The organism is Haladaptatus ordinarius (genome assembly GCF_054177595.1).
This window is the reverse complement of record NZ_JBPEHH010000097.1, coordinates 1-13792: the sequence shown is the minus strand read 5'-3', so window position 1 is coordinate 13792 and position 13792 is coordinate 1. Positions and strand designations below refer to the sequence as shown.

Genomic DNA, 13792 nt, shown 5'->3' with positions numbered 1-13792 from the left:
CAGCCGTAAGAACAGTGTCTGGATGGTAGAGAAATCTCATAATCACCCATCCAGACGCTTCCTGAGAATCTAACCCCGTCAGTCGTGACTATCCACTGACTCGATGGGAAGTACCGAAAATGCACGTTCATCGTATTTCACTCGACAATACCGAATTCGAAGGCAACAATAACGCCTATTTGCTCGGAGTCACAGACTTTGTTTTGATCGATCCAGGGGTGGCGACTGATACCACCCGCGAGCAACTCGCCGCTGGCCTCGGCGAGTACGATATTGCGTTCGAGGATCTCGACCGGATTTTCCTCACTCACTGGCACGCCGACCATGCTGGCCTCGCCGGCGAATTGCAGGCGGTGAGTGGCGCCGATGTCTATGCCCACGAGGCTGATGCATCGCTGGTTGCGCAAGGTGCTCCTGGCTGGCAGGACCAGGTCAAGCGGCACGAACCGCTATACGATGCGTGGGGAATGCCCGAGCCAAAGCGCGATGAACTCCGAACGTTTTTCGAGACGCACAAGCATGTCCGTGGCGAGTCGGTCAACGTGACTCCCCTCACTGACGGAGATACAATTTCCGTAGGAAATTTCACGGGGACCGTCACGCATCTCCCGGGACACACTGCCGGACTGGCTGGCCTCGACTTCGAGATAGCGAATCGCCGTATCTTATTTGGCGGCGACGTGCTCTTGCCGAAATATACGCCGAATATTGGAGGGGCAGACGTCCGCGTGGAGACGCCGTTGGCGACCTATCTTGGGACGCTCCAGACACTTACGAGTCGAGGCTACACCCAAGTCTACCCAGGACATCGCGACCCGATTCAAGCGCCAGCAAGACGAGCCAGAAAAATCATCGAGCATCACCACGACCGTGCTGAGCGCGTCCTCCGGGTTGTCCAAGACATGCAACCGGTGGATACCTGGACAGTGAGTGCCGAATTATTTGGTGATTTGGAAGGGATTCACGTCCTTCACGGGCCAGGGGAAGCTTCTGCTCATCTTTCGCATCTTGCACGCCACGGCGTTTTGGAGACCACCGAGGGCGAATATACGACTACCGAGAACGTGGAAGCCAAGTTCGCAGCGTTACACCGTTGAGAACCGATGGTAATCGATTGTCGAGAGTCTCGACAATATGTGTCGGGAATTCCGAGTCTGGGAATAGGTCGGGGTAAGACATGACGTCGGTTACGTCTGGTTAACCAACAGCCGCGATAGGATTGTTGGTTAATGGAGCGGCGAATTTGGAAACAGCTACTTGTCGGGGTTAGTGTCCAAATACCGAGATTGTCGTGGAATTCCTCGTATCCCAGAACGGGGCGATCCGAAAGGAGATTGAGTAGGTATGCCACGGGATGACAGGCCACTCACACAGCGGTTTTCCTGAGTTAGTCTTTGATTCCGCGGACGTCAATATTCAGCCACTGGAGGTTGCGATCCGCGAAGGCGTCTTTTATCTTCTGCGAGTCGACGTCATCGCTGAACTCGTGTTCGTTCCATTGGCCGCCGCCCACGCCCTTATTGTGGTCGATCGTATTCACGAAGCCGAACATCACCAGTTTCGAGAGGTGGTTGAACATCCCACGTTGGGTGAGCGGATCCTTTCCACTCTCCTGGTTATAGGCACGTACCACACGGGCGTATGCCGTGTGAATCGTACGTGTACGCGCTGGCGTGAGACCGGCAGTGTCGAGATGGGCGAGTGCCTTGAGAATGTAGAGTTTCTCATCATCTTGGTCGACGATTGATTCGACGATATTCCCATACTCAAGATCCTTGTCAGCCTGCCGGATATGGCCCTCCTCGATTTGGGTCGATCCATTTTCCTCAGCGATCTCGGCTGACCGTCGGAGGAGTCGAATCGCTCGGCGAGCACTTCCTGACGCCTCCTGATATGCGAGTGCCGAACAGAGGGTTATCGTCTCCTGATTGTAGGCGTCGTCATAGAGGGCCAGTTCCGCACGGGCACTGAGAATTTCACCGAGTTCTTTGGCATCGTACGCGGGGAACTTGATCTCGGTTTCACACAGACTGTCTTTGACCTTCGGAGAGAGGTTCTTTCGGAACGTGTAATCGTTACTGATGCCGATGACGCCAACCCGGACGTTTTCGACGTACCCGATGTCTCGAGAGCGGGGAAGTTCGTAGAGGAGGGTATCATCGTTCCCGATTTTGTCGACCTCGTCTAAAATCACCAGGACGGTTCCATCGAGGTTGTCGAGCTCCTCGTACATGATGTCGTAGACGTCCTGTGGAGCATAGCCAGTCCCCGTGATTCGGTTGCCCGTGTCCCGAAGCCGATTCACGATTCCAACAGCCACTTGGTACGATGAGGTTTTGTGGTCACCCGTTGTGAAATTCTCGCAGTTGATCCAGATGACGTTGAGGGTGATTTGCTCATCTTCAGGAAGTTGTTCGTTCTTCCGTTCGATGTCGTGTTCGAGGTTCTCTCGCAGGTATTTCGTCGCCGCGGTCTTTCCGACACCTGTATCGCCATACAGAAAGGCGTTCTGCGGAGGGCGACCCTTGTAGATTGGTTTGAAAACGCTGGTGTACTGCTCGAGAACATCGTCCCGGCAGATGATCTGCTCGGGCGTGTAGTCTTCCTCGAGGACATCGGCGTTCTTTATCAGCTCGACGTCATCAGCGAAGATTGAATCAAGGTCGTCCATGTGAGTATGTATTGATGTATCTAACCATATTAACCTTTCCCGAGTTTCCCGAGTTTCTTGAGTCGGGTGAAAGTTCTCACTCTCACACAGCGGTTTTCCTGAGTCCCCGCCCATTGTCGGTAGAAGAGCGCTTACACTGGCTCACCACGGACATGTATAAATGGACGTCAGGAATAGAATGAGTAACTCAGGAAAACTGCTGTCAGACGCAACCGTGTCTACGACTTTTTGCTGAAAGAGGTTACCAGCAATTACTACTACTACCAATACATCTATAATAGATAGTAGTAGTAGTAGTAGTAGTGTGAGCTTGAGTTGAAGCGAAGGCTATTACGTCTGGCGATTAGCTCAGGAAAACCGCTGTTACGGAGTCACCATCGTCAATTTGGACCTCACTTTCGTGTGGCTAACTCAGGAAAACCGCTGTGTGAGAGGGTGGGTGTCAATCGGTCACGTCGATGATTTCGATGAGATCACTAGCAGTTCTGATGAACCGACCAAGGCAGTCAAAGATCGTCTCCGATTCGTTGTCCTGTCGCACCGCCAGATAGAACACCGACACACCTGTACCCAACCGGAAATGACGTACCAGCGACGAATGACTGGTATTCTCCATGCAGGGGAAACCTCGCCGCTTACGGCGAGGAAGATGTCACGAGAAGTAGCTCCTCCTTGCTGTCGAGAGCTTGATCGCTCTTCTCGGGTGGGTCAGGACAGTAATTCAACGAGAACTGGCCGAGACTCGAGAGTTGTTTTGACAGAGTTCGTGACGACCAGTGAAGAGTGACTTACTGCGGAAGTTTCTCGGACCTCACTCCCTCCCCCCGTCATCGATGTGTAAAACCGTAAGGAGGGGTAGGGGTTAGAGTGCAAAAGTACCCAAAATCGTCGACAGACTCGCACACACCAGGGAGACCGTCTCACCTTCCAGAATTTCATCCTCATAACGAATGCATAATGTCTGACAAAGTTTTATGTGGTAGGCTGCACAACTATATCCGCGATAGAGTCAGCGCGAGTAGTAGGAGGAGAAGTCTCCCGACTAACCGAGCGTCGATGGAGTCCCGCAGAGGATTCATCTTTTTCTCTCTTCGTGCTGTTTTCAGGTTTCTCGTGGCCTTTCCCTCCGATCGAGACATTTCCACCACCAGTGATGCCATCCGCCCTCCCCGTCGTTTACACTTCGATGACGGGGGGTGAGGGTTCACGGGAACCGCTGGAGGAGACGCTTGTGCCCTTCGTCCACCCATCGGGGATAGCTTGCTCAACCGGTTCCCCGGAACCTCACAACACCGATGTTCTGGAGGGCGTTCGAGTTTACACATCGAACACGGGGGGTGGGTCCATTCAATAACCGACGTACGGGATCGATGCCCCCCTTACTTATCGTGGAACTGCTTTAGCTGGGAATTGACGACGGTTCGGAGGAGTTCTTCCTGTTCGTCAATAGCTTCTAAGCGCGTGTCGTCGACGATCCGGCTCATCATCGCTTCGGGATCTCCTGTGAACGTGAACTCCATGTACATCCCGCCACCGCGACCGCGACTCTTCCGAGCCGTTGATACCAGACCATACGTGGAGAGTTCCTTGACGTACTTGACGTACGTCTCCCGAGTCATCTGGTCGGCATCAAGTTTGTCAGTCACCCATTGGTATACCTTGAATCCTGCTGGGCTCGGGACAGAACTTCGCGACCGATTCGAGTAACAGGCGACAGCAGCTGTGGAGTATAGCGAGATCTTTTTCTGCGTCGTGAGTCCCTCAACGAGTTTCATCGAGCGGTCTTTGTCGATTTCTTCTTGGGACTCACGAACGTGGTCCTCGCGAACCACCGCGTCACCGCGCTCATCCGCTAGGTCTCCGGCACCACGGAACAGGTCGATTGCTTTTCGCGCGTCACCGTGACTTTGCGCCGCAAATGCAGCAACTAGTGGGATTACGTCATCTTCTAATGCATCTTGGCGGAATGCGTCACGACGATTACCGAGGATTTCGCGCAATTGGTTGGCATCATAGTCGGGGAAGTAGACGTCGCGAGGATTGAACGAACTTTCAGCACGACCGTCGATGTCCTCCATGAACTTCGGGTCGTTCGTCAGCGCTGCGACCGAGACTCGTCCTTCGATCTCGTTCGTATTACTCGCGCGCGACAACTGATACAGCAGTTTCGAATAAGCGGGTTCCTCGTTTGATCGTCGGCCGACCAGGAGGTCAATCTCGTCGAGGATGAATATGACCGAGTCGTAATGGTCGTTGATGAGTTCGTACAGACGTCGGTACTTGCGCTTTGTAGAAACGCCCGTCTCGGGAACGCCGGTCGCTGCACCGACATCCTTCGCGACAGTCTGGACGAGTTCGTAGACCGCCTGATCAAGGGTGTTAATCGGCTGGCAGTTGATATCGACTACGCCGAATCGTTCGCCTTTGGATTGACAGAGTTCGATGATTTGCTGCGTGACTGCGCCGATAATTAGCGATTTACCCGTCCCAGCAGGACCGTATAGGAGCATATTCGGGGGGCGGTTTCCTTGGAGCGTTGGCTTCAGAAATGAAACGACGGATTCAAGCTGCTCGTCGCGGCCCACGATTCGCTCCTCGTCGATGATCGTGTCCGGCTCGACGAGGTCCCGATTTACGAAAACTGATGTCTCCCCCTCGACATCGAGCATGTCTCGGATCGACAGCTGACTACTATCCGTCGTCGCTTCCTTATCCTGATCGGGGATCGTGTCTCCAGCAGTATCTTCATGGACAGGTTCGATTAATTCCTCGTCCACATTAGAACGCGTTTTCTCATCTAGGGTAGATTGATCCGCTCCCTCCTGATCGCTACCAGTCATATGCTTACTGCATGCCGGAGCATTAAAAAGATTCACCTTCATCGATGTTTATCCAAGTGATACGGACGCGCTATCGCTTGTATTCTCGCCATTCAGTCTCTTAGACCTGGAACCGGCAACGAAGTATAGGGACACCCAGACCCCCCGCCATCGATGTGTAACTGAGTATCCCCTCGATCTGCAACAGAACTGATAGTGTGGTCGTCAGCAATTCTGTTGCCACCCCGTCATCGAAGTGTAAGCCGAACGTCTGACACCCCGTCATCGATGTGTAACTACTACGTGGGCACACCCCCTATCATCGATGTGTAAACCTTGCTCAGACACACCCCCCGTCATCGAAGTGTAAACTGGTCTCTCTCGTGATTCTTGTAGGAATTACTCCCGATTTTCACTTCGAACACGGGGGGTCGATTGACACCAGTTAGACTCTCCCCTGACGCTCTCTCCGCTAGTCGTCGGGATTAATCGGACTCTTATATTTGGAGCGGATCTTGTCGCCATCACGCCACTGCCAGTAGTAGCGGTTGTCGTTAATCTCTTTCACCGTGATCGTCGCCTTCGATGGGACATCATCCGGAAGGTCGTCGAGACGCTCATCGATCTCGTCTTCGTCGTCGTCCTCTGCGAGGCGGGCCTCACGTTCCTGGTACTCGGCGAGTTCTTCAGCATAACGCGCAACGTGCTGGAGCCTATCAGACGAATAGTCATTGAGTGTGTTCGATGTGAGCCTCACTTGGTCCCTATCGATGGCTCACCGATTTCGTGCTATTCTCCTCCAACGCGGTGCTCATCGAGCTCTCGCGTCCAGTACGTTGCCGGTCCACCGGGACAGCACCGGGCACAGAGCTGCAGGGGCCCCCTTGAGGTGTCCGAGTTCAACGCGATACCGCGTGACCACTGCAAGTGTGACCATTGCACGTCGCGTAGACCCGTGGGGAGAGAGCCTGCCGTGGAAACAGGCAGGCGATGACTCGCCTCGGGATGGGGGCCGTAGTGACACGGCCACGACTCACCGTGAGACGAGCGTACCAGCGCAAATGACCCTCACGACGTTTCGGGAGTCGGAACTCACAGCCAGCGACGACTGACTGGCATTCCCACCGTGTGGGAAGCCCCGCCGTTCACGGCGGGGAGGATGTCACTTAACCCAGCTATCGTGGTCGGTGGCTGATTGGCAGGGCCAAATCGCCGTTACTACTCACCCACGAATTCTCGAAGAACGTCTTCGGAAACACCCTCTCTGGAGAAAACCGTCACGACATCGTCCGGCTGAATTCGAGTACTCCCCTTCGGAGTGAGAACCGTATCGTCACGTTCGACCGCAATCACGAGGAGTTCGTCGCCGATCATCCCTTCCTGTCCTGCCTCTTTCAGCGTCTTGTTGGCGATGGGAGCGTCAGTGTCGATCACCAACTCGACGACATCTGCCTCGCCTGAGAGACTCACCAGGTCGGCCATCGAAATGTGGCCGCGTTGTTCGTCTGGCCCGAACTGGTGATAGGGGTGGAAACGCTCGTTCTGCACGAGATCCTCACCTTCGATGTCGAGTCCATAGTTAGAAAGCTCGTACGCGATTCGGGAGAGATCACCCGTATCATCGCTTACCGCTTTGACGTGGAGATTGCCCCGTCCGGTCATCAATTCACGGACGTTAATGACGCCGGGAATTTCGAGAATGCGCTGCGCGAGTCCCTCCCTGCTCGGCACCTCGACCGTACAGATGAACAGACTCGTCAATTGCCCGTCGACACGCTCGAAATCGACGTTTGCGTGGAATCCGGTGAGTATTCCGTGCTCTTGCATCTTCTGGACGCGATTCCGTATCGTTCCGGCTGAGACGTTCACTTCGTCGGCAATTTGCGGTGCAGAAGTGTTTCGTGCATCTTGCATCAGACGATAGATGATCCGCTTGTCGATTTCGTCGAGCCGATATCCCATGACTAAGTCAATCAGGAGCACGCTAAAACCGTTTTTCGTCCTCTCTTTCGGCTCGACCATCAATGAGGATTGTCTGGCAGCTTCGTCCGATGGTGACGGTCACTGTCGTTCGAAGGTGCGCTACTTACTAGCGTATTAGAGATGCTGGAACCGATCTACGTTTCAACGTGACCGAGGAACGACCAGTGAAGCGCCGGGTTACCACCCACTATCGAGCTTTCGATTCGAACTCGATAGAGATACGGCCCATGCGGGCAGTCAGCACATCCATCTGCGCACGGTTGTGTTTTCGTTATCAGGGTGTATCCAAACCGCTCACTGATACTGACGATCTCTTCTTCAGCCGCTGTTTCGATCAATACCTTCGATGGAAGCCGTTCGTCGAGAAGGGTTTGGGCGTAGTCGATGACCTCCCGAAGTGTGGCATCATCGAGGGGTGCTAGCTCCTCAGCTATCGATTCCGACAGGTCGTTATTGGAACCGGAATATCGATGGGTCAAAATTGTACTTCATGCCGGATACTTATATACCTAGTTGGGTAATCCTATATACTATGAGCTAGTAGATATTCCAAAGAGATGTATCTTATCATCGTCGGGGCGGGCAGTATCGGGCGACAATCGATCAGGCTTGCTACAGAACAACACAACGATGTCGTCGTTATCGAACAGGATTCGAATGCCGCCGAGATGGCGGCGACAAACTACGATTGTCTGGTTATCAATGACGATGCGACCGTCATCGAGACGTTGGAGGAAGCAGGTGCGGAGCAAGCCGACGCGATTCTGGGTACGACTGACCAAGACGCGACCAATATCATGGTGATGTTGCTCGCCAAAGAACTCGAAATTCCATCGCTCGTCTCGGTCGTACATAATTCCGAACATATGGAGGTATTCCGCCAGTTGGGTGTGAACGTCATCGAAAACCCACAACACCTCATCGCAGAATATCTCTACCGTGCCGTTCAGCGTCCCTCCGTGAAGGATTTCATGCATCTCGGCGATGGGGCAGAAGTCTTCGAGATAACGGCCACGAAAGGATGCAAAATCGCCGGAACGACGCTCCAAGAAGCGAACACGATAGGAATTTTAGACGAGGATATTCTCGTCGTCGCGATCCAGCGTGACCAGTCGGTCATCACGCCACGCGGCGAGACGGAAATCCAACCCGGTGACCTCGTCACGGTATTCTCGAAGCGAGGATTCGCACCGGAAGTCATGGAACTGTTCACGGGGTCGGAAAGCGACCGACTCCAGTAAGACTGGTGGAGGCGGAGGAGGAGAAAATTGCCATGGGACGATTCTGCCGGCCACCGTCTTTCACTCGCAGCCCACCCTTTCAGCTTTCCTCATACACTTTAAAAGACCAATTACTTTTCCAGTATTCAGTGTGCAGAGTGTGTACGTATGGCTAAAGAACCGACGAGCGAAGAGACAGTAGAGACGGAACAGACGGGGACGGGGGAGGTCGAAACCGAACTCTCCCGCGATATGAGCCTGTTCGACATCACCTTCATCGGCGTCGGCGCGATGATCGGCGCCGGTGTCTTCGCGCTCACCGGCTTTGCAGCGGGTATCGCCGGCCCCGCCCTCACCGTCGCGTTCATCCTCAACGGCTTTGTCGCGATGTTCACCGCCGTTTCGTACGCGGAACTCGGTGCAGCGTTCCCCGAGGCGGGTGGGGGCTACCTCTGGGTGAAAGAAGCGCTCGTTGACCCCAACGGCTTCTACGCCGGGTGGATGAGCTGGTTCGCCCACGCAGTCGCGTGTTCGCTATACGCTGTAACCTTTGGAACGTTCTTCGTCCATTTCCTCGAATACCTGGGTCTTCTTCACTTCCCGGCGTTCGGATTCGGAATCATCGTCTACGAGAAACTACTTGCGGTATTGATGATCTCGGCGTTCGCATACATCAACTTCCGCGGGGCGGAAGAGACGGGGAAGGCTGGAGTCATCGTCACTGCAGTCAAAGTGGTCATCCTCGGTCTCTTTGTCGGGTTCGGTATCTGGGCGACCTTCCAACAGCCGAACTGGACGGCGAAGTTCCTCGACAGTCCCAGCTTCGCACCTGCGGGCTGGATGGGCATCGTCGGTGCAATGGGATTCACGTACATCGCGTTTGAGGGGTACGAGATTATCGTCCAATCCGGTGAGGAAGTCGTTGACCCCGGAACAAATGTGCCGAAGGCGGTATTCTACTCGATGTACATCGTCGTTCCGATCTACGTGCTCGTCGCATTCGCGGCCATCGGTGGTATCGACGTGACACAACAACTCATCTCCGGCACGTCGATTCCGAGCAGTGCGAGTCCATCGCTCCCGACGTGGGAAGCACTCGGCTACATGGGCGAACTCGGTATTATCAGTGCGGCGGGCCAGTTCGTTCCCTACGGCGTACCTCTCTTGCTGTTTGCTGGGTTGGCAGCAACGATGAGCGCGCTGAACGCGACGGTGTACTCGTCCAGTCGCGTCTCGTTCGCAATGGGCCGTGACCGTGCGCTCCCAAGTATTTTCGACAGCATTCACTCTGACAAGCGAACGCCTCATTGGGCGATCCTGATTTCAGCAATCATCATCGCCGTAATGGCCGTTTCACTTCCCATCGAGAGCGTAGCTGCCTCCGCGGATATCATGTTCATCCTGCTGTTCGTGCAGGTGAACTGGACGGTCATCCGGATGCGCCAGACGCACTCCGGCCTGCCTCGGACGTACAAAGTGCCGTACATGCCGTGGCCGCCGCTCATCGGAATCGTCCTCCAGATTCTGCTCACGCCGTTCCTCTTACTCGAACTCGGCCTGCAGCCCGGTTTCTCGGGGCAGAACTCCCATGGATTCGTTGCGCTGGTCACGACAGCGGTGTGGATGCTCCTCGGACTCGGTATCTACTACGGCTACTCGAAACAGCAGGAAGCCGAGCAACTCGAAGAGGAGACCCCGACCGTGGTCTCCCCCGAACCGGCAGCTGAGGCAGAGAACCAGATCGTCGTCCCCATCGCGAATCCAGCAAATGCCGAGCAGTTGATGCGAACCGCCGTTGACCTCGCACGTGACGAAGAGACGTATCCGAACGGGGAGATCCTTGTGATGAGCGTCGTAACGGTGCCCCAGCAGACGCCACCCTCGGAGGGCCGTGAGTTCGTGACGAATGAACCTGAAACGCTCGACGAAGCGATGGAAATCGCCCGCGAAGCGGATGTGCCGGTGAGTGGGACGATTCGAATCGGCCACGACGTATCACAGGCGATCCTCAATACCGTGGATCAGTACGACAGTGACGTCGTATTGATGGGGTGGAAAGGCCAGCGCAAGACCCAACGTCGCGATATCGTCCTCGGGAGTAACGTCGACGATGTCGTCCAAAATGCGAGTTGTGATGTGCTCGTCGAGCGAATCGGTACTGACGCGGGCACGGTGGACTCGATCCTCGTTCCGACCGCGGGCGGCCCGCACGCCGACTTCGCCGCGGACGTTGCAGATACGGTTGCGCGTTCGACTGATGCTGGAGTAGAGATCATTCATATCCTCGAAGCAGGTGCAACTGACCAAGATCGCCAAGATGCACAGGAGATACTAGATAAAACAGCGAATCGATTCCAGAACCAGCAACAGGTGTCGACGAGCGTTCTCGAAGGTGACGACATCGTCGAAACGGTCGTCGACCGGTCTGAGTCATATGATCTGACGATCGTCGGCGCAACACGAGAGGGACTGCTTCAGCAGTTCGTCTTCGGGGTGATTCCCGAACAAATCGGCTGGCGAGCGAAAAGTACGGTCATCATGGCGAAGCGCGATCTCGGAATCGTCTCACGGCTCGAACGGTGGCTGTGATCGAATAGCGTCTGAGTGATCATGGCTACCCCACTCGAAAGATGGTTGGCGGTCGTATGTTCCGTCTCTTTTATAGGGATGTGCGTGGCTGCAGTCGGATTGTTTTTGTATCTCGGTATTGGATTCGTGTTTTTCCGAGTCGGTCACGGAGACGCTTCGTATCCGTTCTTCTCTTTGAATCGTGATCCGACCTTGAACATCGTGTCCACTGTGTTTGCAGTATTCGACTGTCTTTCGATGGGCACTCTCGTCATCGCCGAGGTTTTAGAACTGCCGTTTCGTCGTTCGGCTCACCGGTCTACGCGATCAAATATCGTTGTGTTGGCTGCCTTCACCGGCTTTGGGTTCGGTACAGCGATTCTCAAATACACGCTTCCCACGTCGCTACGTATACACTGCTCGCGCCTTTTCGTAGGCATCCGAGGACGGCATTAACCCCTTTTAAATGTGTCTTGCAGATCATCTGAGCGTTCGTCACACCGTCTCTTTGGCGACCAGTAGAATTCGACTCCGACAAGACCGCTTCCGTGGAGCACTCCCGATTCGCCGGTCTCGACGCGGGAGATGTCGGCTGAGGGGAGCACCACGTCTTCACCGTCGATGTCCAATACAATACTTTCAGCACGGGTTGTACTCTCGTCGAGTTTATCGAGTGTGGCGAGGAGTTCTTCAATGTCCGATTCGGGAACCTGCTCCTTGAACGGCACACCATTGATCAGCGGCCGAACGTTCACATTCTGGCTCCGGTTGGCGGTGACCGCGTTTACCACGGCACCGAGCAGGATTACGACGCCGCTGAGGTAGAGCCACATTAGGAGCACCAGAAACGCCGTGACAATGCTTTGATTGGGCGATTTACTGCTGAATGAGATATAGAATTGAAACAGCGACTCGAGCGTCGTCACTCCAATCGTCGCAATCAGCACACCAGGTAGCACTTCAAGGATACTCAGGTCGTCCACATCGGGAAAGACGTAGTACATCGGGAGGAACATGAATGGCATGCCGCCGACGAGCACCAGGTGCCTGAGTGGCCAGTCGAAATCGCCCACAGGAAGCATGGAGGCCTTCCATTCAACGACAATAGTGACCATGATGATGGCAGTAACCGTCGTCAGTACAACCAGTCCGTCGACAAACTGGTCGACGAGCGTGTTTCTTGCCTGGGACGCATAAATGTCGGAGAACGCCGTATCCAGCCCTCGAAAGATTCGTAAGGTGCCCCAGAGGAAGAAGCTGATGCTGACGATCGAAATTCCAGTTGACGTGCTCGCCCGCCGTAGTTCGCCGATCAGCACTTCGCTTGCGCCAGGGGTGAGCATCGTCTGTGCAAGCTCCATGAAGGCCTGTTTTAGCGATAGGTTACCGACCGTTGAAATTACAGCGAGTAAAAGAAGCAAGAGAGGGAACAACGAAATGAACGCGTGATAGGCGATACTGGCGGCCATGAACGTGACCTTTTCTGTCCGAATCTCGTACGCAATGGATTTGACAAGCGTTACTGCACGCTGCGTTCGAGTTGGAATCATGGTATTATTACGAGTTGGTGAGTATGAGAGGAATTCTAGTTACTACTCACCAACCACCGTTTCTCCTTCTTCTGCATCTGTTTATGGTTGGCTGTTGAAGTGTCTTTCTTCTGGGTATCCATTGTGACGGAGACGGTAACGGGGATGCCTGCATCATCCATAATCTCCTTTTGGATCTCGCCGGCCAACTGCGGATACGAAGATCCATTCTGTTCACCGATAACGACACTGACGCGAGCCGGCGTCTTCTGATCCATGCTGAGGTAATCCTTGCTGACACTGACTTTCTTTAGTTTGGCCTCCTGGTACTTTGGCTGGTCAAGAACGTCGTCGACCGACGACTTCGCAGTCTGTTCGTAGGTGATTTGCTGAGTGAACGCGACAGCGCCGGAACTCATCGCGCTAACTAAGAGGAGCACCGCGACCACTGATGCTGTGTATCGCTTCATCGTTTGAAGCGAGACTCGCGGACTTTCGATCAACTTGATGGGATTCTCCTCCCATCCATCAGGTCGGTAGCCCATTAGCCAGAGAACGACCGGGCCGGCTATATTGATCATGACGAGATTAATGATCAACAGTACCGTTGCACCGAGAGCGACGCGGGGGAAGTTCCAGGCGAGACCGAGACCAGCTGTCGCGGCTGCCGGGATGAGCGCTGCTGAGACCATGACGCCTACAAGTGCACCCGAGGGACTGTCATGAGTCGCCAGGCTGACCACGGCCGCAGCACCGGCTGCAATGCCGACCAGAATCGCGAGTGGCCCAGGCGACGTCCGACCACCTATTTGGGATATCGTCGCGATATTGAGGACTGGTGTCACGAGCATCGACGAGCGTAATAGTGTTGCGTACATGGTTGCCCCATTCGTATTCGGTTAAGACGTAAAACCAGCATACAGTGCTGCATTCACCTCCTCAAGAAGCGTCTGGCGTGACGGAGCTGGTTGTCTCGCCTCTCGATACCACGTGTTCGGGAGA

9 protein-coding genes and 1 pseudogene are annotated in these 13792 nt (G+C 54.6%); 3 read left to right on the top strand and 7 right to left on the bottom strand.

Annotated features, from left to right (window positions below; all coding sequences use genetic code 11):
- The first annotated feature begins 119 nt into the window (after positions 1–119).
- The gene (locus ACR3FF_RS22030) at positions 120–1097 is read left to right on the top strand and encodes an MBL fold metallo-hydrolase (protein WP_458190299.1); all 978 of its coding nucleotides are present in this window, start codon (positions 120–122) and stop codon (positions 1095–1097) included.
- A 290-nt stretch (positions 1098–1387) separates the two neighbouring features.
- Here ACR3FF_RS22030 and ACR3FF_RS22025 read toward each other — a convergent pair whose 3' ends face one another.
- From ACR3FF_RS22025 to ACR3FF_RS22005, 5 genes and pseudogenes are all read right to left on the bottom strand, one after another.
- Positions 1388–2671: a Cdc6/Cdc18 family protein gene (locus ACR3FF_RS22025; RefSeq protein ID WP_458190298.1), complete on the bottom strand. Its 1284-nt coding sequence runs from the start codon at positions 2669–2671 to the stop codon at positions 1388–1390.
- A 1379-nt stretch (positions 2672–4050) separates the two neighbouring features.
- The gene (locus ACR3FF_RS22020; protein WP_458190300.1) at positions 4051–5340 is read right to left on the bottom strand and encodes an orc1/cdc6 family replication initiation protein; all 1290 of its coding nucleotides are present in this window, start codon (positions 5338–5340) and stop codon (positions 4051–4053) included.
- Between the two features lie 622 nt (positions 5341–5962).
- Positions 5963–6247, bottom strand: coding sequence for a hypothetical protein (locus tag ACR3FF_RS22015; RefSeq protein WP_458190297.1), 285 nt, complete (start codon positions 6245–6247; stop codon positions 5963–5965).
- Between the two features lie 32 nt (positions 6248–6279).
- Positions 6280–6421: pseudogene (locus ACR3FF_RS22010) on the bottom strand (DUF7558 family protein); the annotation flags it as partial.
- A gap of 287 nt (positions 6422–6708) precedes the next feature.
- Positions 6709–7452, bottom strand: a complete 744-nt coding sequence (locus ACR3FF_RS22005; protein ID WP_458190296.1) for an Lrp/AsnC family transcriptional regulator — start codon at positions 7450–7452, stop codon at positions 6709–6711.
- Positions 7453–8030: 578 nt separating this feature from the next.
- Between ACR3FF_RS22005 and ACR3FF_RS22000 the strand changes: the two genes are divergently transcribed.
- Both ACR3FF_RS22000 and ACR3FF_RS21995 read left to right on the top strand, forming a co-directional pair.
- Positions 8031–8714: a potassium channel family protein gene (locus tag ACR3FF_RS22000; RefSeq protein WP_458190295.1), complete on the top strand. Its 684-nt coding sequence runs from the start codon at positions 8031–8033 to the stop codon at positions 8712–8714.
- Positions 8715–8861: 147 nt separating this feature from the next.
- Complete coding sequence (locus ACR3FF_RS21995; protein WP_458190294.1) at positions 8862–11282, top strand: amino acid permease; 2421 nt, start codon at positions 8862–8864, stop codon at positions 11280–11282.
- Positions 11283–11713: 431 nt separating this feature from the next.
- Here the strand turns inward: ACR3FF_RS21995 and ACR3FF_RS21990 are convergent, their stop codons facing one another.
- Together ACR3FF_RS21990 and ACR3FF_RS21985 are read right to left on the bottom strand one after the other, a co-directional pair.
- Positions 11714–12811, bottom strand: a complete 1098-nt coding sequence (locus ACR3FF_RS21990; RefSeq protein WP_458190293.1) for a YihY/virulence factor BrkB family protein — start codon at positions 12809–12811, stop codon at positions 11714–11716.
- Positions 12812–12846: 35 nt separating this feature from the next.
- Positions 12847–13668: a DUF389 domain-containing protein gene (locus tag ACR3FF_RS21985; RefSeq protein ID WP_458190292.1), complete on the bottom strand. Its 822-nt coding sequence runs from the start codon at positions 13666–13668 to the stop codon at positions 12847–12849.
- Between the last annotated feature and the right edge of the window lie 124 nt (positions 13669–13792).